This window comes from Brevundimonas subvibrioides ATCC 15264 (assembly GCF_000144605.1).
Taxonomy (GTDB): domain Bacteria; phylum Pseudomonadota; class Alphaproteobacteria; order Caulobacterales; family Caulobacteraceae; genus Brevundimonas; species Brevundimonas subvibrioides.
In genome coordinates, this window is the sequence record NC_014375.1 from 3,145,504 (window position 1) to 3,164,794 (window position 19,291).

Genomic DNA, 19,291 nt, shown 5'->3' on the forward strand with positions numbered 1-19,291 from the left:
GATCAAGGACCGCTTATGACCATCACCCTCGAAATGCCCCAGACCCTGAAGCGCCGTCCGCCGGACGGGGCCGGATCGGTCCAGGTCGAAATGGACGCCACCCTGAACATCGGCACGGCCAAGGTCTTCGCCGTCTATGGCAAGGGCGGCATCGGCAAGTCGACGACCAGCTCCAACCTGTCGGCCGCGTTCAGTCTGCTGGGCAAGCGCGTTCTGCAGATCGGCTGCGATCCCAAGCACGACTCGACCTTCACCCTGACCAAGCGTCTGGTCCCCACCGTCATCGACGTGCTGGAGACGGTGAACTTCCATTCCGAAGAGCTGCGACCCGAGGACTATGTCTACGAGGGCTTCAACGGGGTGCGCTGCGTGGAAGCCGGTGGCCCGCCGGCCGGCACCGGCTGCGGCGGCTATGTCGTCGGCCAGACGGTCAAGCTGTTGAAGGAACACCATCTGCTGGAAGACACCGACGTGGTGATCTTCGACGTTCTGGGCGACGTGGTCTGCGGCGGCTTCGCGGCTCCGCTCCAGCATGCCGAGCGGGCGCTGGTGGTGACCGCCAACGATTTCGACAGCATCTTCGCGATGAACCGCATCGTCGCGGCCATCAAGGCCAAGTCCAAGAACTACCAGGTCCGGCTGGGCGGCATCATCGCCAACCGCAGCTCGGGCACCGACGAGATCGACCGCTTCAATGCCGCCATCGGCCTGAAGCGCATCGCCCACTTCCGCGACCTCGATGAAATCCGCCGCAGCCGGCTGAAGAAGTCGGTTGTGTTCGAGATGGACGGCTCGGACGAACTGGAAGCCGCCAAGGCCGAATACATGCGTCTGGCCCAGTCGCTCTGGGACGGCATGGAGGCGATCGAGGCCGAGCCGATGCGCGACCGCGACATCTTCGAGTTTCTGGGGTTCGACCAATGACCGCCACGCTCGAGACCAACACGACCCCGACCTGGGACCAGTATCGCGGGCGGCTGGAAGAGTATTTCGACCGCACGGCGCTGGACGCCTGGGCGCAGCTGACCTCGGACGCGCCGGTGTCGAAGATCCGGGCCACGGTCCGCGCCGGTCGCGACGAGATGCGCAACGTTCTGCTGTCGTGGATGCCCGAAGACCTGACCGGCGCCCGCATCCTGGACGCCGGCTGCGGCACCGGGGCCTTGGCCGTCGAGGCCGCCCGTCGCGGCGCAGATGTGGTCGCCATCGACGTTTCGGCCAGTCTGGTGAACATCGCCCAGGAACGCACGCCGGCGGGCCTGAAGGGCTCGATCGACTGGCGCGCGGGTGACATGATGTCCCCGGACCTCGGCGAGTTCGACCACGTCGTGGCGATGGACAGCCTGATCCACTATCCGACCGAAGACATCGTCGGCGTGCTCCAGTCACTGGGCGCGCGCACCCGGAAGTCGGTGATCTTCACGGTCACGCCGCGCACCCCCGCCCTCATGCTGATGCTGGGCATGGGCAAGCTGTTCCCGCGCGCCGACCGCGCCCCGGCCATCGCGCCCGCGAAGATCGACGCCCTGGCGCGTCGCCTCGCCGCCCTGCCCGGCCAGTCGGTTGGCCGCAGCCGTCGGGTCCAGGGCGGATTCTACACCTCGCAGGCGCTGGAGATGGTCCGGTGCTGAACGAGCTGCTTCTGCAACGGGTGGCCGAGAAGGCCGCAAGAGGCGACAGCCGGGCCCAGTGGGCGCGTCTGATCACCGCCTGCCTGCCCTTTGCAGATGCCGCCACGACCGAACTTCCGCTGCGTCGCCTGCTGCGCCTGTCGCTGTTCCAGGTCTCCGTCGGCATGACGACCGTGCTGCTGACCGGCACCCTGAACCGGGTGCTGATCGTGGAGCTGAACGTCCCGGCCGTGCTGGTCGCGGCCATGGTCGCCATTCCCTTCCTGTTCGCCCCGTTTCGCGCCCTGATCGGCTTCCGGTCCGACACCCACCGCTCGCACCTGGGCTGGCGCCGGGGTCCCTACATCTGGTTCGGCAGCCTGCTGCAGTTCGGCGGCCTGGCCATCATGCCCTTCTCGCTGCTGATCTCGGGCGGCCACGGCGTGGGGGCCGAATGGATCGGCCACGTCGCCGCCATGGTCGCCTTCCTGCTGGTCGGCGCGGGCATCCACACGACCCAGACCGCCGGTCTGGCGCTCGCCAACGACCTGGCCCCCGAGCATGCGCGCCCCCGGGTCGTGGCCCTGCTGTACGTCATGCTGCTGGTCGGCATGCTGATCTCGGGCGTCCTGATGGGCCTCGTCCTGGCCGACTTCCAGGAGGTCAAACTGGTCGGCGTGGTCCAGGGCGCGGCCGTCCTGGCCATCGTGCTGAACATGACCGCCCTGTGGAAACAGGAATCCCAGAACTTCGCCCTGACCGCCAAGGACAAGCCCCGTCCGCCCTTCAAGGAAGCCTGGGCCGAGTTCTCGGCCGGCGGCCGCGCCAGCCGCCTGCTGGTCGCCGTCGGTCTGGGGGCCGCGGCCTTCAGCATGCAGGACGTGCTGCTGGAGCCCTATGGCGGCAAGATCCTCGGGCTTTCGGTCGGCCAGACGACGTCGCTGACCGCCCTGTGGTCGGCAGGCACCCTGGCCGGTCTGGCCTTCGCCGCCCGCCAGCTGGCCAGGGGGGGCGAGCCGCACCGGCTGGCCGGGCACGGCATGGTCTGGGGCATTCTGGCCTTCGTCTCGGTGATCTGCGGCGGCGTCCTGTCGCTGGTCCCGCTGTTCTGCGTCGGCGTCTTCATGATCGGCATGGGCGGCGGCATGTTCTCGGTCGGCACCCTGACCAGCGCCATGGCCCTGGCCCGCGACGGCAAGTCCGGCATCGCCCTGGGCGCCTGGGGCGCGGTGCAGGCCACGGCCGTCGGTCTGGCCATCTTCGTCGGCGGCGGTCTGCGCGACCTCGTCGCCCATCTGTCGGCCAGCGGGGCCCTGGGCGCGGCCATGAGCTCGCCCGCCACATCCTACGCCGTCGTCTACCACCTCGAGATCGGCCTGTTGTTCGCCGCCCTGGTCGCGATCGGGCCGCTCGCCCGCTACGCGCCCGCTTCGTCTACGCCTGCTTCTGAAACCTCCAGGTTCGGCCTCGCCGACCTGCCCGCCTGACCCGGTTCATAAGGAAACCCTGACATGGACAGTCCCTATCTTTTCGGTGATTTCGATGCGGCGGAGTTCTGCCTCATCGCCTTCTTCCTGTTCTTCGCCGGCCTGGTCTTCTACCTGCGCCGCGAGGACCGCCGAGAGGGCTATCCACTGGAAGACGACGTGACCGGCCGGCAGGAGCCGTTGGGCGGGCTGTTCTTCACCGCCAAGCCCAAGACCTTCATCCTGCCCCACGGCCACGGCACGCGCACCCTGCCGCGCGCCGACAACCGCGATACCCGCCAACTGGCCGCGCGTCGCAGCGCCGTGACCGACGGATCGCCGATAGAGCCGACCGGCAACCCGCTGATCGACGGCATCGGGCCGGGTGGCTATGCCGATCGCCCGAAATATCCCGACCTGACGGTCGAGGGGACGCCGCGGATCGTGCCGCTGCGCGTCGCCCCGGACTTCCTGGTCTCGAGCCACGACACGGATCCGCGCGGTCTGCCGGTCCTGGGCTGCGACGGACTGAAGGGCGGCGAGGTCTCGGACATCTGGATCGACCGTTCCGAGCAGCTGATCCGCTATCTCGAGGTCGCGGTCGCCGGTCGCAAGGTCCTGCTGCCCATGACCATGGCGATCGTCAGCCCGCGGGCCGTGAACGTCCGCGCCATCACGGCGGCGCAGTTCGCCGACGTCCCTGGCACCGCAAGTGCCGAACAGGTCACCCTGTACGAAGAGGAACGCGTCATCGCCTACTACGGCGGCGGCCACCTCTATGCGACGCGTGACCGTCAGGAGCCCTGGCTGTGAGCGAACTTGGTCCCAACGAACACGCGGGCGAGCCCGTCCGCGGCCTGCCCGGCCACCTGCCGGCCGGCGAGCACATCCTGTGGCAGGGCGCGCCCGACTGGCGCACCCTGGCCCGCACGGCCCTGCACACCCACCTGGTCGGAGGCTATTTCGGCATCCTGGCGGCGTGGAACACGGGCAGCGGCCTGGCGTCCGGCGTCCCGGTGGCCCAGGCCATGGGATCGGGCGTTGTCACCCTGCTGGCGGGGGCCCTGGCCATCGCCCTGCTGACGCTCTACGCTTGGCTGGCGGCCCGCACGACGGTCTATACGATGACCAACCGGCGGTTCGTGCTGCGCCATGGTGTGGCGCTGTCGAAATGCTTCAACATCCCCTATTCGGCCGTAGCGTCCGCCGGGCTGAAGCTGGATGCCCGGGGCGTGGGCGACATCCCGCTGGGTCTCGCGGGCGACGCCAAGATCGCCTATCCGCACCTGTGGCCGCACGTGCGTCCCTGGTCGTTCGTCAATCCCCAGCCGATGATGCGCGCCCTGCCGGACGCCGCCGCCGTCGCCGAGCGTCTGAGCCTGCATCTGCAGCAGGCCTCCTCGGCCGCCGACCGGCCCTTCGTCGTCGAACCCGTGCGTCAACCCGCCGCCCGCCCGTCTGCCGTCTCTTCCGGGACCGGCGCCTCGGGTGGCCAGCCCGCCGCCGCCTGAGCCTGAACAGGAAAGCCCAGAGCCCATGTCCGCCCTCGACGACAAACCCTTCCCCAAGGCCCCGCTGATCGCGGCGTTCCTGCTGGTCGGAGCCTCCCTGATCGTCGTGGGCGGCACCCGGCTGGGGTTGATGAGCACGCCCGCCCCGACGCAGGAGGCCCGCGTCGCCGAGGTCACCCGGACCGAGGACCTGCGCTTCTACGACCTGCCCGACGGGGCCGTGCGCGTCGTCGCCTCGGGCGAGGCCGACCGGATGATCCCGGTCGCGTCCGGAGGGTTCGTGCGCGGCGTGCTGCGCAGCCTGGTCCGCGACCGCCGCGCACAAGGCATGGGCTCCGAACAGCCCTTCCGCGTGACCCAGTGGTCCGATGGCGCGGTCACCATCCAGGACATGGCCACCGGCCGGGTGCTGAACCTGAACGCCTTCGGCCCCACCAATCGCCTCGACTTCGTCAACCTGATCGCGCCGGTAGCCGCGACGGAAAGCACCGGAACCGCCGCATGAGCCGCTCGATCCAGATGCCCTGCACGGTCGAGGTCGAGCACTCCGACGAGAGCCTGCACGCCCACGTCGCGCTGGACGGCGATCCCGTGATCCGCCCCGGCGACGAGGTCCAGGTGCACGGCGAACCCATCCACGTCGCCTTCGGCGAACGCCGCACCTTCCGCCGCATGGCCACCCTGCGCCGGGCCTCGTTCCTCGAACGCGCCTGGACCCGTACCTGCGCCGGCTTCTTTGAAATGAACGAGCTGTACGAAGTCAGCTTCACCCCCCGGAGGACCCTGTGACCGCCGTATCCTTCGACACCTATGAGGAAACTCCCGGCCTGACCGCGCTGCGTCGCGAGGCCGCGCGCCAGAAGGTCAACTCCGAAGAGTCCTTCAAGCTGGCGACCCAGGACACCGTCCTGTCGCCCCGCTTCTACACCACCGACTTCGCCGCCATGGACCGCATCGACGTGTCCCCGGTCCGGGCCCAGTGGGACGCCCTGATGGCCGAGTTCGAGGCGGACGTGAACAAGGACCACTTCAAGCGCGACGCCGCCTTCGACGGCATCATCGAGAACCTGCCCGACGACCTGCGCAAGGAGTTCACCGACTTCCTGGTGTCGTCGCTGACATCCGAATTCTCGGGCTGCGTCCTGTACGCCGAGATCGCCAAGCGGGTTCAGAACCCCGACATCCGCGCCCTGTTCAAATACATGAGCCGCGACGAGAGCCGCCACGCCGGCTTCATCAACGACACGCTGAAGGATGCGAAGATCGGCGTGGACCTGAGCTTCCTGACCAAGGTCAAGAAGTACACCCACTTCAAGCCCAAGTTCATCTTCTACGCGGTCTATCTGTCGGAGAAGATCGGCTACGCGCGCTACATCGCGATCCACCGCCATCTGGAACAGAATCCGGACAAGCGCTTCCACCCGATCTTCCAGTGGTTCGAACGGTGGTGCAACGACGAGTTCAAGCACGGCGAGGCCTTCGCCCTGATCATGCGGAACGACCCGAAGCTGCTGAGCGGCGGCAACGTCTGGTGGATCCGGTTCTTCCTGCTCAGCGTCTATGCCACCATGTACGTCCGCGACCACATGCGGCCGGCCTTCCACAAGGCGCTGGGCGTCGACATCACCACCTACGACTACGAGGTCTTCCGCATCTGTTCGGAAATCTCGAAGCAGGTCTATCCCGTCACCCTGCGCACCGACGATCCCCGCTTCCGCGCCGGGATGGAGCGGCTGCGGCTGACCTCGGACGCCATCGCCGACGCCAAGGCGAAGGGTGGCCTGTTCGGGGGGGTCAAGCGGTTCGGTCTGGTGCTCAAGGCCGGCGCGACGCTGGCGGGCCTGTTCTTCCTGCCGGTCGACAAGCACCCCCTGCCCGCCAACGTCCGGATGGAGCCGACCTGGTAAGCCATGTCGGTCTTTGTGCAGCCCCTGCTGATCGCGGCCCTCGTCTGGTGGTTCTCCACCGGGGCGATCCTGTGGCTGGTCCGCCTGCCGCGGCGCACGTTCGGCTGGAGCATGGGCCTGTATGCCGTGGTCGCCGCCGCGGCCACGGTGGGGGTGATGATCGCGTCGCGCGATCAGAGCGCGCTGGGCGCCTATGTCGGCTTTGGCTGCGCCCTGGCCGTCTGGGGCTGGCACGAGATGGGCTTTCTGATGGGCAAGCTGACCGGCCCGCGCCGGACCGCCTGCCCGTTCGGGGCCCAGGGCTGGAAGCGGTTCACCCTGTCGGCCGAGACGGTGATCCACCACGAGATCGCGCTGGCCCTGACGGCCGTCCTGTTCGTCGCCCTGACCTGGGACCAGCCGAACCAGACCGGCACCCTGACCTTCCTGCTGCTGCTGGGCATGCGGCTGTCGACCAAGCTGAACATCTTCCTCGGCGTGCCCAATCCGCCGATCACCTTCCTGCCCAAGGGCCTCAGCTATCTGCAGAGCTATTTCCGGCGCGCCCGGTTCAACGCCCTGTTCCCGCTGTCGCTGGGCCTGTCGATCGTCGTGACCCTGCTGCTGGGCGACGCCGCCCTGTCGACGACCGGCGGGGCCCAGACCGGCTATGCCTTGATGTTCATGCTGGCCGCGCTGGGCCTGCTGGAACACGGCTTCCTGATGCTGCCCTCGCCCGACCACGCCTTGTGGGGCTGGGCCCTGGGACGCAGCGAACCACGTAAACCGAAACCCGCCGTCCAGGTCGCGCTCGCCGCGACGGGGGACGGCGACCAGTGATCAACACAAAGACAGAAACGACCCGGGGGAAAACCGACATGACCACAGACTTCAACTTCGGGAGCTTCTTCCAGTCCGAACTCGACCGCCTGCACGACGCCGGCAACTACCGCGTCTTCGCCGAGCTGGAGCGCAAGCGCGGGTCGTTCCCCAAGGCCAAGAAGCACGGCGACGGTCCCGACGAGGTCACTGTCTGGTGTTCCAACGACTATCTCGGCATGGGGCAGTCGGCCCACGTGCTGAAGGCCATGCACGACGCCCTGGACAGCTGCGGCGCCGGTGCCGGCGGCACGCGCAACATCTCCGGGACCAACCACCACCACGTCCTGCTGGAACGCGAGCTGGCCGACCTGCACGGCAAGGAGGCGGCGCTGCTGTTCACCTCGGGCTATGTCTCCAACTGGGCGGCTCTGGGCACCCTGGCGGCCCGGCTGCCGAACTGCGTGGTGCTGTCGGACGCCTGCAACCACGCCTCCATGATCGAGGGCATCCGCCACAGCCGCGCCGAATGCCAGGTCTTCCGCCACAACGACCCGGCGCACCTGGATGAACTGCTGTCGAGGATCGATCCGTCGCGGCCCAAACTGGTGGCGTTCGAGAGCGTCTATTCGATGGACGGCGACATCGGCCCGATCCGCGAGATCGTCGAGGTGGCCGAGAAGCACGGGGCCATGACCTATCTGGACGAAGTCCACGGCGTGGGCCTGTACGGACCGCGCGGCGGCGGCGTCGCCGAACGCGAGGGCCTGATGGACCGGATCACGGTCATCGAGGGCACGCTGGGCAAGGCGTTCGGGGTCATGGGCGGATACATCGCCGCCTCCACCGCGCTCTGCGACTACGTCCGCAGCTTCGCCTCCGGTTTCATCTTCACCACCGCCCTGCCCCCGGCCGTCGCCGCCGGGGCGGCCGCCAGCGTGAAGCACCTGAAGGCCTCGGAGATGGAACGCGCCCGCCACCAGGACCGGGTGGCCAGGGTCCGCGCCCGCCTGGACGTCGCGGGCATCCCGCACCTGCCGAACGAGAGCCACATCATCCCGGTGATGGTCGGCGACCCGCACAAGTGCAAGATGATCTCCGACTGGCTGATGGAGCACCACGGCATCTATGTGCAGCCGATCAACTATCCGACCGTGCCGCTGGGCACCGAGCGGCTGCGGATCACGCCGTCGCCGGTGCACGACGACGGCGACATCGACCGGCTCATCGACGCCCTGTCCGAGATCTGGGGCCACTGCGCCCTGGCCCGCACGGCCGTGGCCGCCTGATCGCATGACGCCTGCGTTCGGGACCGCATGAAGACGGTCCTGCGGGTCATCGGCGTTCTGATCGGTCTCGGGCTTCTGGGGCTCGGCGCATGGCTCTATGCGCCGGACAAGTCGCGCGCCGACCTCGAACCCCTGTATCTGGCCGGCCCGGGCGACATGATCGAGGTCGCCGGCACGCGGCTGCACGTGCGCGACACCGGCCCGCGCGAGGCCCCCGCCGTCATCCTGATCCATGGCTTCGGATCCAGCCTGCACACCTGGGAGCCCTGGGCGGCAGCGCTGGACGACGACCTGCGGGTCATCCGGCTGGACCTGCCCGGCTCGGGCCTGTCGCCGCCCGATCCAACAGGTAACTATACCGACGACCGTGTCATCGCCCTGCTGCTGGCGATGATGGACCGGCTGAGCGTGCAGCGCGCCGCCTTCGTCGGCAACTCCGTCGGGGGGCGCGTGGCGTGGACGATGGGGGCAGAGCATCCCGACCGTGTCGAGCGGCTGGTGCTGGTTTCGCCCGACGGCTTCGCCAGCCCCGGCTTCGAATACGGCAAGGCCCCGGACGTGCCCTTCATCATGCAGGCGATGCGCTATGTCCTGCCGCGCGGGATGCTGAAGTCCAATATCGCCGTGGGCTATGCCGACCCGACGGCCCTGACCGAGCCGACCGTCACCCGCTATCGCGACCTGATGCTGGCCCCCGGCGCGCGGCAGGCCATGCTGGACCGGATGGAGCAGACGGTGCTGCGCGATCCGGTGCCCATGCTGGGTCAGATCACGGCTCCCGTGCTGCTGGTCTGGGGCGAGAAGGACGGCATGATCCCCTTCTCCAACGCGGCAGACTACCAGCGCGCGCTGTCCGATGTGCGGCTCGTGTCCTTCCCTGAACTGGGCCACCTGCCGCAGGAGGAGGCCCCGATGCGCAGCCTGCCGCCGGTGCGCGACTTCCTGCTGGACGCGCCATCCGCCACCGGAACGATCACCAACCCGTGAGCATCGCACGGTGGCGTGGGCCAAGCGCCGGGACTAGCGTTGGTAACCCGTAGCCTTCCCGTACGTAACCAGACCCGAGAGTTCGCCCGCCTTTCACCGCCCTCCCCGCGCCACGGAGCCCGCCATGTCCAGCATTCCCGTCACCCCCCGCCCGACCGCCGCCCCCGGCGTGCGCCGGATCACGGAGACCGACATCAACTGGGCCCTGTCGGAGGGTTGGAAGGACTTCAACGCCAAGCGCGGCGACATCCTGGTGCTGGCGGTCCTCTATCCGGTGCTGGGTCTGCTGGCGGCGGTGATCGCGCTGAACGACCGGCTGCTGCCCGTCTTCTTCCCGCTCGTCGCCGGCCTGTCGGTCATGGGCCCGGCGGTCGCCGCGGGGTTCTACGAGATCGCGCGGCGGCGCGAGGCCGGCATCGATTCCAGCTGGATTCACTTCTTCGACCCGCTGAACGGACGCAGCCGTACGCCCCTGTTCATGCTGACCCTGATGTCGCTGGTCTTTTTCGTCACCTGGATCATCGCGGCCTGGCTGATCTATCAGGCGACCCTGGCCCAGGTCGGGCCGATGACGATCGTCGGCGGGTTCCAGCAACTGTTCTCCACGCCCCAGGGCTGGGCCATGGTGATCGTCGGCAATCTGGTCGGAGCGGCGTTTGCCGTCCTGACCGTCGTCCTGACGCTGGTGTCGTTCCCGATGGTCGTGGACAGGCCGGTCGATGCGGGAACCGCCGTCGGCACCTCGATCCGCGCGGTCGGCCGCAACCCGGGCGCGGTCGCATCCTGGGGCCTGCGGGTCGCGGGGCTGCTGATCCTCGGATCGCTGCCGCTGTTCATCGGCCTGGCGGTCGTGCTGCCGGTGCTCGGCTACGCCACCTGGCACCTGTACACCCGCATGGTCGAACGCTGAGGCGTCAGGCGGTCGCCGCGCCGGCCGCCTGGGCCTTCTTGTCCCGTCCACGACCGAACCGGTAGACGGCGAAGGCGATCGCGCCCCCGACGGCCAGGATGATGATCGTCGTGACCGGTCGGAAGGCCAGCCAGGCCAGGGCGATCGTCACCGTGCCCACGACCAGTCCCAGCACGAAGCCGATCAGGCCCGTACCCATCCTCACGATCGTTCCGGCGAGGGGCAGGACGTCGGCCAGCACGCCCAGCGGGGCCAGGATCAGGCCGAACCCGACCATCAGCAGGACCATGCCGACGATGCGGATGAGCCAGGCGATCATGTTGTTCGCATCCTGGGCGCTCTGGAACATGTCGCCGGCCGGCACGTCGCCGTCGGCTACCAGCAGGATCTCCGAGCCGTTGCGCGTGCGGTAGGGCAGGAAGCCGTCGCCGTTCTGGCGCGCCACGATGCTGGTCTCGGCCGCCGGGGTCAGGCCGTAGGACACCCGGGTGTCGCCGATCTGCGGCACCGACGGATCCTCGCCGATGTAGATCCGGTTCTGCACAACGCTCAGGGTCCGGCCCTGACCGGCGGCCGACTGGATGGCCTCTTCGTTGTCGCCGTTCAACGGCAGGGGCTGCTCGCCGCCGACCTGGCTCAGCACATCCTCGTCAAGACCAAAGGCGCCGAGCGTCGCGTCCTCGGCATAGATCGTGGCGGCCTCGATCGTCATCTCGGGGTTCTCGTGCCCGGCCGGCTCGGCGAAGGCGCTGGAGTCCACCGCGCTCGAGGACCAGGCCTTCGAATAGGTATAGGTCGTGACCGTCTCTTCGGAGCCGCCCAGCTTGGTGCGGGTCTCGCTCTTGGACTCCTCGGTCCACTGGTACATCTCGACGTTCCGGACCAGCTTCACGCCCGTGCCGGAGACGCCGAACTCGGTGTCCTCCAGTGGCGCGGTCACGGCGATCTCGCCGGTCACATGCACCAGTTTCTGGTCGTTGGCGGGCTGGATCGGGGTGGCGGTCGCCTCGACCACCAGACCGGCCCCCTCGGTCAGGCCGCGGGCGGTCTTGACCGCATTGCCCTCGTTCCAGGCCAGGCCGATGACGCAGCCCACAATCAGGGCCAGGCCCACGAGGATACCGGCAAAGGCCGAGCCGACGCGGCTGAACCAGGACGTGGTGGTGGTTTTGGTGATCTGATCCGGCATGGAGCCCCCCCGAGCGAGTCGATACCGGCGATACCGGCAGACCGCCGCTATAGCAGCTTGACCGTTCGGGCACAGGGGCCGTGGCCTGATCGAAGCTGACCGTCAGACCTCGTTAAGCCTGTCCGATTACCCGACCTTGAGGGTGTTCGGGCCAATGTGGGACATGGTCGACCTGTCCCCACAGCCCACGGATTGCGCCGTGCTGCCGGATCGGCGCGGGGCCGAGCGCCGCCCGATCCGCGCCGCACGCCGCGCGCGCGAACGCGTGCGGCTGCTGGGTCAGACGATGGATCTGGTCCGTCCTGAAGAGGTCCTGCACCACGTCGACACCTGGGTGACCGAGGGCCGCAAGGCCGTGGTCGCCAATCACAACCTGAACAGCCTGAACCTGATCCGGCGCAATCCGGCGATGGCCGCCTTCTACGACCGGGCCGACCTGGTCGAGGTCGATTCCGCGCCGCTGATCGCCTTCGCGCGTCTGCTCGGCGTTCATGGCCGCGCCTTCCACCGCTGCACCTATCTGGACTGGCGCGATCATTTCTGGAGTCTGGCCGACCGCAAGCGCTGGCGGGTGATGTATCTGGGCGGCGCGCCCGGCGTGGCCGAAACCGCGCGCCAACGTCTGGCAACCTGCTATCCCGGAACCACGATCGCCGTGCGGGACGGATATTTCGACGCCGCCCCCGAATCGGACGGGACCGCATCGGTGCTGGCCGAGATCGCCGCGTTCCGGCCGCACATCCTGTTCGTCGGCATGGGCATGCCGCGCCAGGAGGTCTGGATCGGCGAAAACCTCGACGCCCTGCCCGACGCCGTCATCTTCTCCGTCGGAGCCGCCTTCGATTACGAGGCCGGCTTCCAGAGCGCGGCCCCGCGCTGGATGGGACCGCTGGGCCTCGAGTGGCTGTACCGGCTGGTCAAGGATCCGCAGCGGCTGGCCCGACGCTATCTGATCGAGCCGTGGGGTCTGGCCGACCTGATCGTCGCCGATGTGGTCACGGCGCTCCGGGCCCGGCTGAAGCCCTAGCCGCGCACCAGGGTCAGAACCGCCGGTTCGCCGGTTTGGGCCGACGATGACGCCCAGACGTGGAACTGGCCCGGCTCGACGGTGAGCCGGCTGTCGCCGCCCATGAACAGCAGCTGGCTGCGATCCAGGGTGAACCGCGCCGTGGCGGTCTCGCCCGCGCCGACCCGCAGCTTCTGGATGTTGCGCAGGCGGCGGACCGGCTGGGTCAGGGACGCGACCCGGTCGTGGATGTACAGCTGCACCGTCTCCTCGACGTCGCGGTCTCCGGCGTTGCTGACCGCGACCGAGACCTCGACCGATCCGTCCCACGCCAGCTCGGCGCCGGACAGGGCCACCGCCCCATAGGTCACCTTGCCGTAGGTCAGGCCGTGGCCGAACGGATAGCGCGCGACATTGGCGATGTCGCGATAGCGGGCCGTGTACTCCTGGGTCGCCAGGGTCGGATCGGCCGGACGGCCGGTCGCCTTGTGGTCGTAGCTGAAGGGCTGCTGCCCCCCGCGCATGGGGAAGCTGACCGGAAGGCGGCCGGACGGCGAGATCTTGCCGAAGACCACATCGGCGACGGCGTGGCCCATCTCTCCGCCCAGGAACCAGGTGACGGCAATGGCCGGGGCGTCCCCGACCGGACCGGTCAGATCCAGCGCCCGCCCGTTCCGAAGCAGCACGACCACGGGCTTGCCCGTCGCCTGCACCGCCTCGACCAGGGCGCGCTGGGGCGCGGGAATGTCGATCTCGGTGCGGGACTGCGCCTCGCCCGACATCCGGCTGCTCTCGCCGAGCGCCAGCACGACCACGTCGGCGTCCGCCGCGGCGCGTACCGCAGCGTCGATCCCGCCGGACAGCGGCCCCTCGACATCGGAGCCCTGCACCACCGTGAGGGCGCCGGCATCGTCCATGGCCCCGCGGAAGCCGTCGGCCAGCGAGATCCGCCGGCTTTCATCGCCCCAGATGGTCCAGGGCCCGAACACGTCCTTGTCGTCGGCGAAGGGGCCGATCAGGGCGATCTTCTGACCCGCCGGCTTCAACGGCAGCAGGTCGCCGTCGTTCTTCAGCAGGACGATGGATTTCACCGCCGCCTCGCGCGACAGATCGCGGTGCGCCTGCGATCCCACCAGGACGCGCTCGCGCTCGGGATCGCAGCCGCGATAGGGGTCGTCGAACAGCCCCAGCGCCGCCTTGGTCATCAGCACCCGGCGAACGGCCTGATCCACCCGGGCCATCGGCACCTCGCCCGAAGCGACCAGGCTCGGGATATGCTCGAGGAACAGCCCGGACACGATCGAGGCGTCGACGCCGGCCATCAGGGCAATGCGGGTCGCATCGCGGCCGTCGGCGGCGAAGCCGTGGGCGATCAGCTCCTGGTCCGCCGTATAGTCGGTGACCACATAGCCGGCGAAGCCCCACTCCTCGCGCAGAATCTGGGTCAGCAGATAGGGATTGCCGCTGGCCGGCACGCCGTTGATGTCGTTGAAGGCCGTCATCACCGACAGGGCACCCGCATCGAACGCGGCCTTGAACGGCGGCAGGAAGGTGCCGCGCAGCGTCGCGTCCGACATGTCGGTGGTGTTGTAGTCCATCCCGCCCAGCGCGGCGGAATAGGCGGCAAAATGCTTGGGCGTGGCCAGCAAAGCGTCGCGGTCGGCCAGACCCTTGTCGCCCTGGAATCCCTTGACGCGGGCCACGGCCAGAACCTCGTTCAGCCAGATGTCCTCGCCCGCACCCTCGACCACGCGGCCCCAGCGCTGGTCCCGCGCCACATCGACCATGGGGGCATAGGTCTGGTGGATGCCGGACGCCGCGCCCTCGACTGCCGCGGCCCGTGCGGTGCGCATGGCCAGGTCGGGATCGAAGGCGGCGGCCTCGGCCAGCGGCACCGGGAACACCGTCTTAAGCCCGTGGATGATGTCGGCGGCGAACAGCAGGGGGATGCCCAGCCGGGTTTCCTCGACCGCGATGGTCTGGATCCGACGTCCCGCATCGGCGCCGACGCCGTTGAACAGGCAGCCGACCTGACCGTCGCGGATCATCTGCGTCATGCGCGCGGGATCGCCCTGGCCGTCCAGCGGATTGACGTTCTGGGGCCGGAACCGGAACGGGTCGGCCAGCACATTCAGCTGTCCGGCCTTCTCCTCGATCGTCATGCGCGCGATCAGGGCATCGACCCGGTCCAGGTCCGCCGCGACCTGGGCCGCGGCCCGCCGCGGGGCGGCCATCAGCCCGCCGATGATCGCCATTCCGAGCGCGCCGGTCAGCATGGCGCGGCGGGAAGTCTGGGTCCGGCGGTCGGACATGGAATACGCTCCGTCATGACTGTAACCGCTTACAGAAGCCGCTGGGCACTGTCATCAGGGTTGGGAGGATGGCAGGCGACTTCTGCAAGAACACGCGGGATCAGTGTCCCGTGGAAGGACCCGTCGCCGCGCTGCGTGGGGCGGTGCGCGCCGCTGCGATCGCGAAGACCGTCAGGGCCGCATAGCCCAGCAACGGGACGAAGAAAGCGGGATTGATCACGCCGCCGGCAGCATCCGCAATCCGGCCGGCAACCAGCGGCAGCAGGGCACCGCCGATGATCCCGAACACCAGAAGGCCAGACGTCGCCGAGGCCGGTGCCGTGCTTCGCTCTAGCGTCAGCGTAAAAATGGCTGGGAACATGATCGAGTTGAACAGGCCGACCGCGAGCGCAGCGAAGGCGGCTGTCGTTCCGCCGGTCTGCGTGACAATCATGCACAGGGTAGCCGCGACCGCTGTGCAGACGATCAGAAGATGCGCGGCCTTGATCCGGGTCAGCAAGGCACTGCCGGCGAAGCGACCCATCAGGGCACCTGCCCAGTAAAGGGCCACCAGTCGTCCGGCATCGCTCACCGACAGGCTCAGAATGTTCTGCGACTCCAGAAAGTTGGTCATCAGGCTACCTATCGCGACCTCGGATCCCACGTAGATGAAGATGCCGAAGGCCCCGAAGACGGCCCAGCGGGACTTGAGCGCTTCCAGCGGTGACGCGCTCCGCTCGGTCGAGACGTTGGCAGAGGTCAGTTTCGAACGGATGATCCAGATGAACACGGCGAGGACTGCGAAGAAGGCCGCAAGACCCAAGAACACGGTGTCGATGTTGCCGAGAGTCTGAGCCCTAAGTGTCGGGTCGATGAGCGCAGCATCGGTGGCAACGACGTCCGACTGGAAAGAGAAGAATTGGGACCAATCGATTTGGATCGCAGGCTTGAGCGGCGCAACGGACGGGGCCAGACCACCGACGTAGTTGTGCAGGAAAACGAGCCATCCCACAGCGAGACCGATCGCGGCACCCAGCGGCAACCAGGCTTTCAGATCGCGTCGAAGAGCGCCCAGCAGGGCCCCGGCAACAGCACCGAAGGCGACGCCGAGGCCGAGAAGTACGAGAGCGCGAAGCGAGCCGAGTTCGGTCACCCCGCCCGCCACGAATATGCCGCCCGAAAGCATGACCGTCGCTCCCAGAAGCGGACCGACAACCGTTCCCAAAGAGTTGAAGGCCTGGGACAGCACGAGGCGGAAATGCGACTGGCGTTCGGGACCGAGCGCCGCCGCCAGCGGATTGGCCGCGACCTGGAGCAGGGTCACGCCCCCACCGATCACGAAGAGCGCGACGAGCACCCCCGGATAGAAGTCCAAGACCGTCGAGAGCGGAACGATGAGCGCACCCAGCACCATCACGGCGAGTGCGCCCACTATCGAACGGGCATAACCCAATCGTGAAAGAACGAATGCTGCAGGTAAGGCGAAGACGCCGTAGGCCGTGAACCAAGCGAACTGCGTGAGCAGCGCCTCTGTGAAGCTGAGCGAAAAAGCCCCCCGCACCGCGGCGATCAGGGGATCGATCAGCGAGGTCGCGAAGCCCCAGGCGAAGAACAGCGTCGTCACATAGGTGAAGGCGAGACCCGTGCCCTTGCGCGGGGCGGCATCGGCCATTTCGAGGCTGGTCATGACGGCGTGGTCCTTGTCGTTTCCTGGGGGGCGTTGACCGCCCGTGTCTTGTGCAGCGACGTGCGTCACCCGGTTTCGCGCGAGGGTAAAGGAGGTTCTGCCGATCCGAAACGAAAAGTGGTCGCACGTTTCAACCCGTCATGACGCGCTCGACGAGCCGGGGCCGGTTTGCCACTGTGCGGCATGAGCCAGGATCCAGCCCCGCCGTCGATCGCCGCGCCCGAATGGTGGCGCGGTGCGGTCCTCTACCAGATCTATCCGCGCAGCTTCGCCGACAGCAACGGCGACGGCATCGGCGACCTGCCGGGCATCACCGCCCATCTGGATCATATCGCGTCGCTGGGCGTGGACGGCATCTGGCTGTCGCCCTTCTTCACCTCGCCGATGAAGGACTTCGGCTATGACGTGTCGGACTACGTCGGCGTGGATCCGATCTTCGGGACCCTGGCGGACTTCGACGCGATGCTGGCCCGCGCCCACGCCCTGGGGCTGAAGGTCATCATCGACCAGGTCTATGCCCATACCTCCGACCAGCACGTCTGGTTCCGGGAAAGCCGTCAGGACCGAACCAACGCCAAGGCCGACTGGTACGTCTGGGCCGACGCGAAGCCGGAGGGGTCGCCGCCCTCGAACTGGCAGTCGGTGTTCGGCGGGCCGGCCTGGACCTGGGACGCCCGACGCGGCCAGTACTACATGCACAACTTCCTGAAGGAGCAGCCGCAGCTGAACGTGCGCCTGCCCGTCGTCCAGGACGCCCTGCTGCAGGCCGCCCGGTTCTGGCTCGACAAGGGGGTGGACGGGTTCCGTTGCGATGCGCTGAACTTCTCGATCCACGACGCGGCCCTGACCGACAACCCGCCCGTCCCGACGCCCGGCAAGCGGACCCGGCCGTTCGACTTCCAGCAGCACATCCACAACCAGTCCCAGCCCGAGATCCTGGATTTCCTGACCCGGCTGCGCGCCCTGACCGACAGCTATGGCGACCGGTTCATGGTGGCCGAGGTCGCCGGCGAACGCGCCAACGAGGAGATGCACGAATACACCGAGGGGACCGACCGGCTGCACTCTGCCTACGGGTTCCTGTATCTGTATGCGCCCGAGCTGACGCCCGCCCTTGTCGAACAGGGCCCGGCGATGTGGCCGGGCACGCCGGGCGAGGGTTGGCCCTCCTGGGCGTTCTCGAACCACGATGCGCCGCGCGCGGTGTCGCGCTGGGCGCAGGCGCGGGATCCCAGGGCCTATGCCGAAATGGCGTTGCTGCTGCTGATGACCCTCCGCGGCAACGTCTTCCTCTACCAGGGCGAGGAGCTGGGTCTGCCGCAGGCGGATGTGCCGTTCGAGCGTCTGGTCGATCCCGAGGCCATCGCCAACTGGCCCGAGACCCTGGGGCGGGACGGCGCGCGGACGCCGATGCCGTGGCTGACCGACGACGTGTTCGCGGGCTTTTCGACGGTCGAGCCCTGGCTGCCGGTCGACCCGCGCCATCGCGCCCTGGCCGTCGGGGCCCAGAACCCAGACCCGTCATCCACGCTGCACCTCGCCCGCCGGGTCATCGCCCTGCGCAGGGCCCATCCCGCGCTGCGGATCGGGTCGATGACGATGCTCGGAGATCTGCCCGAAGACGTGCTGGCCTTCCGACGCGACGCCGGGGACGATCAGATCCTCTGCGTCTTCAATCTGGGCCAGCGCGATACGGCCTGGGAGCCGCCATCCGGATGGACCGTCATCGCGTCGGTCAACGCATCGCCGGACCAGGTTTTCGCACTGCCCCCGATGGCCGGCCTCGTCCTCGCCCGGACATAACGCCAACGAAAACGAGCCCCGTCTCCTTGCGGAAACGGGGCTCGAGCTGGCGGCCCCCGAGGGGCGCCACCGGACAGGATCGATACCTAGAACACCACCTTGAGGGTGCCGACGACGCGGTCCTCGGCGATGCCGACATTGTCGACGTCGGTGTCGTAGTAGCGGACGTCCGCGATCAGGTTGGACGTGAGCGCATAGGCCGCGCCGACGTTGTAGGTGACGTAGTCGTCGGACTTGTCGAGCTGCTGGTTACCGACCGCGCCCGAGACCGACAGCTTGTCGGTCACGGCATAGGCGGCATTGGCCTCGAAATAGGTCGCGACCTCGTCCACGCCGAAGAAGTCCGGCGAGATGTAGGCGGCTACGCCGGTCGTCAGCGGACCGAAGGCCCGCGATACCGCCAGCTTGGCCTCGACGTAGTTGTAGGCGGCGCGGTTCGGCTCACCGACGTAGAGATAGACGATCGCGCCGAGGTCCACGGCAAAGCCGGCCAGTTCGGTGCGATAGCCACCGTACAGATCGACTTCCGCGTCCGTCTCGTCCCCGAAGTCGACGTTGGAAGCCCAGGCACCGACGTAGTAGCTGCCGACGGTGACGTCTGCGCCGATCTGCAGCGCGGGATCTTCATCGGTCTGGCTGAAGCCGCGGAACACGTAGTCACTGGTTCCGGCGACGTTGAAGGCGAAGGTGGCGTCCTGGGCGGAGGCGGCACCGGCGGTAGAGACGGCGGCGATGGCGGCGGCGATCGCCGCGAGGCTTGCGGTCAGTTTCATGAGTGGGCCCTTCTCGAGAGGATGATGGTTTTCTTTTTTTGACCGGGCGCGACCCTTCGGCCGC

Annotated in this window: 18 protein-coding genes; 14 read left to right on the plus strand and 4 right to left on the minus strand. The window is 68.2% G+C overall.

The window, feature by feature from the left end; all coding sequences use genetic code 11:
• The first annotated feature begins 15 nt into the window (after positions 1-15).
• The 12 genes from bchL to BRESU_RS15375 all read left to right on the plus strand — a co-directional run bounded on the left by bchL (position 16) and on the right by BRESU_RS15375 (position 10,478).
• Entirely contained in the window at positions 16-924 is a 909-nt protein-coding gene (gene bchL, locus BRESU_RS15320; RefSeq protein WP_013270473.1) for a ferredoxin:protochlorophyllide reductase (ATP-dependent) iron-sulfur ATP-binding protein, read from the plus strand.
• Positions 921-1,631, plus strand: coding sequence for a magnesium protoporphyrin IX methyltransferase (bchM, locus tag BRESU_RS15325; protein WP_013270474.1), 711 nt, complete (start codon positions 921-923; stop codon positions 1,629-1,631). Before bchL ends, bchM begins: the two co-directional genes overlap by 4 nt.
• Positions 1,625-3,097, plus strand: a complete 1,473-nt coding sequence (locus BRESU_RS15330) for a BCD family MFS transporter (RefSeq protein ID WP_013270475.1) — start codon at positions 1,625-1,627, stop codon at positions 3,095-3,097. Before bchM ends, BRESU_RS15330 begins: the two co-directional genes overlap by 7 nt.
• Positions 3,098-3,121: 24 nt before the next feature.
• Complete coding sequence (gene puhA, locus BRESU_RS15335; RefSeq protein WP_013270476.1) at positions 3,122-3,889, plus strand: photosynthetic reaction center subunit H; 768 nt, start codon at positions 3,122-3,124, stop codon at positions 3,887-3,889.
• Entirely contained in the window at positions 3,886-4,587 is a 702-nt protein-coding gene (gene puhB / locus BRESU_RS15340; protein ID WP_013270477.1) for a photosynthetic complex putative assembly protein PuhB, read from the plus strand. Before puhA ends, puhB begins: the two co-directional genes overlap by 4 nt.
• A 25-nt stretch (positions 4,588-4,612) precedes the next feature.
• Positions 4,613-5,092 carry a photosynthetic complex assembly protein PuhC gene (gene puhC / locus BRESU_RS15345; protein ID WP_013270478.1) on the plus strand — a complete coding sequence of 160 codons (480 nt, stop codon included), beginning with the start codon at positions 4,613-4,615 and terminating at the stop codon, positions 5,090-5,092.
• Positions 5,089-5,376, plus strand: coding sequence for a hypothetical protein (locus tag BRESU_RS15350; protein WP_013270479.1), 288 nt, complete (start codon positions 5,089-5,091; stop codon positions 5,374-5,376). The genes puhC and BRESU_RS15350 overlap by 4 nt, the downstream gene beginning before the upstream one ends.
• Positions 5,373-6,494, plus strand: coding sequence for a magnesium-protoporphyrin IX monomethyl ester (oxidative) cyclase (gene acsF, locus BRESU_RS15355; protein WP_013270480.1), 1,122 nt, complete (start codon positions 5,373-5,375; stop codon positions 6,492-6,494). The genes BRESU_RS15350 and acsF overlap by 4 nt, the downstream gene beginning before the upstream one ends.
• Before the next feature lie 3 nt (positions 6,495-6,497).
• Positions 6,498-7,313: a putative photosynthetic complex assembly protein PuhE gene (puhE, locus tag BRESU_RS15360; protein WP_013270481.1), complete on the plus strand. Its 816-nt coding sequence runs from the start codon at positions 6,498-6,500 to the stop codon at positions 7,311-7,313.
• A 38-nt stretch (positions 7,314-7,351) separates the two neighbouring features.
• On the plus strand, positions 7,352-8,581 hold the full coding sequence (hemA, locus tag BRESU_RS15365; protein WP_013270482.1) for a 5-aminolevulinate synthase: 1,230 nt from the start codon (positions 7,352-7,354) through the stop codon (positions 8,579-8,581).
• Between the two features lie 27 nt (positions 8,582-8,608).
• Complete coding sequence (locus BRESU_RS15370) at positions 8,609-9,568, plus strand: alpha/beta fold hydrolase (protein WP_013270483.1); 960 nt, start codon at positions 8,609-8,611, stop codon at positions 9,566-9,568.
• Between the two features lie 124 nt (positions 9,569-9,692).
• Positions 9,693-10,478: a DUF2189 domain-containing protein gene (locus BRESU_RS15375; protein WP_013270484.1), complete on the plus strand. Its 786-nt coding sequence runs from the start codon at positions 9,693-9,695 to the stop codon at positions 10,476-10,478.
• A gap of 4 nt (positions 10,479-10,482) precedes the next feature.
• Here BRESU_RS15375 and BRESU_RS15380 read toward each other — a convergent pair whose 3' ends face one another.
• Complete coding sequence (locus tag BRESU_RS15380; RefSeq protein ID WP_013270485.1) at positions 10,483-11,667, minus strand: TMEM43 family protein; 1,185 nt, start codon at positions 11,665-11,667, stop codon at positions 10,483-10,485.
• Between the two features lie 163 nt (positions 11,668-11,830).
• On the opposite strand from BRESU_RS15380, the gene BRESU_RS15385 reads away from it, so the two are divergent.
• Positions 11,831-12,694 (plus strand): WecB/TagA/CpsF family glycosyltransferase, encoded by an 864-nt coding sequence (locus BRESU_RS15385; protein WP_156796190.1) that lies wholly within the window; start codon positions 11,831-11,833, stop codon positions 12,692-12,694.
• Here BRESU_RS15385 and BRESU_RS15390 read toward each other — a convergent pair.
• Both BRESU_RS15390 and BRESU_RS17585 read right to left on the minus strand, forming a co-directional pair.
• Positions 12,691-14,985, minus strand: coding sequence for a glycoside hydrolase family 3 N-terminal domain-containing protein (locus tag BRESU_RS15390; protein WP_013270487.1), 2,295 nt, complete (start codon positions 14,983-14,985; stop codon positions 12,691-12,693). The genes BRESU_RS15385 and BRESU_RS15390 overlap by 4 nt on opposite strands.
• A gap of 100 nt (positions 14,986-15,085) precedes the next feature.
• Positions 15,086-16,651: an MFS transporter gene (locus tag BRESU_RS17585; RefSeq protein WP_013270488.1), complete on the minus strand. Its 1,566-nt coding sequence runs from the start codon at positions 16,649-16,651 to the stop codon at positions 15,086-15,088.
• 183 nt (positions 16,652-16,834) lie between these two features.
• Between BRESU_RS17585 and BRESU_RS15400 the strand changes: the two genes are divergently transcribed.
• On the plus strand, positions 16,835-18,454 hold the full coding sequence (locus tag BRESU_RS15400) for an alpha-amylase family glycosyl hydrolase (protein WP_013270489.1): 1,620 nt from the start codon (positions 16,835-16,837) through the stop codon (positions 18,452-18,454).
• Between the two features lie 86 nt (positions 18,455-18,540).
• On the opposite strand, the gene BRESU_RS15405 is transcribed toward BRESU_RS15400, so the two are convergent.
• Positions 18,541-19,227: a TorF family putative porin gene (locus BRESU_RS15405; RefSeq protein ID WP_013270490.1), complete on the minus strand. Its 687-nt coding sequence runs from the start codon at positions 19,225-19,227 to the stop codon at positions 18,541-18,543.
• Positions 19,228-19,291: the final 64 nt, after the last annotated feature.

What these genes read in the sequence shown, in the direction of transcription:
- bchL (WP_013270473.1), top strand. Translation starts at nt 16, where the DNA reads ATGACCATCACCCTCGAAATGCCCCAGACCCTGAAGCGCCGTCCGCCG.
- bchM (WP_013270474.1), top strand. Translation starts at nt 921, where the DNA reads ATGACCGCCACGCTCGAGACCAACACGACCCCGACCTGGGACCAGTAT.
- puhA (WP_013270476.1), top strand. Translation starts at nt 3,122, where the DNA reads ATGGACAGTCCCTATCTTTTCGGTGATTTCGATGCGGCGGAGTTCTGC.
- puhC (WP_013270478.1), top strand. Translation starts at nt 4,613, where the DNA reads ATGTCCGCCCTCGACGACAAACCCTTCCCCAAGGCCCCGCTGATCGCG.
- BRESU_RS15350 (WP_013270479.1), top strand. Translation starts at nt 5,089, where the DNA reads ATGAGCCGCTCGATCCAGATGCCCTGCACGGTCGAGGTCGAGCACTCC.
- puhE (WP_013270481.1), top strand. Translation starts at nt 6,498, where the DNA reads ATGTCGGTCTTTGTGCAGCCCCTGCTGATCGCGGCCCTCGTCTGGTGG.
- hemA (WP_013270482.1), top strand. Translation starts at nt 7,352, where the DNA reads ATGACCACAGACTTCAACTTCGGGAGCTTCTTCCAGTCCGAACTCGAC.
- BRESU_RS15370 (WP_013270483.1), top strand. Translation starts at nt 8,609, where the DNA reads ATGAAGACGGTCCTGCGGGTCATCGGCGTTCTGATCGGTCTCGGGCTT.
- BRESU_RS15375 (WP_013270484.1), top strand. Translation starts at nt 9,693, where the DNA reads ATGTCCAGCATTCCCGTCACCCCCCGCCCGACCGCCGCCCCCGGCGTG.
- BRESU_RS15380 (WP_013270485.1), bottom strand. Translation starts at nt 11,667, where the DNA reads ATGCCGGATCAGATCACCAAAACCACCACCACGTCCTGGTTCAGCCGC.
- BRESU_RS15385 (WP_156796190.1), top strand. Translation starts at nt 11,831, where the DNA reads ATGGTCGACCTGTCCCCACAGCCCACGGATTGCGCCGTGCTGCCGGAT.
- BRESU_RS15390 (WP_013270487.1), bottom strand. Translation starts at nt 14,985, where the DNA reads ATGTCCGACCGCCGGACCCAGACTTCCCGCCGCGCCATGCTGACCGGC.
- BRESU_RS17585 (WP_013270488.1), bottom strand. Translation starts at nt 16,651, where the DNA reads ATGACCAGCCTCGAAATGGCCGATGCCGCCCCGCGCAAGGGCACGGGT.
- BRESU_RS15400 (WP_013270489.1), top strand. Translation starts at nt 16,835, where the DNA reads ATGAGCCAGGATCCAGCCCCGCCGTCGATCGCCGCGCCCGAATGGTGG.
- BRESU_RS15405 (WP_013270490.1), bottom strand. Translation starts at nt 19,227, where the DNA reads ATGAAACTGACCGCAAGCCTCGCGGCGATCGCCGCCGCCATCGCCGCC.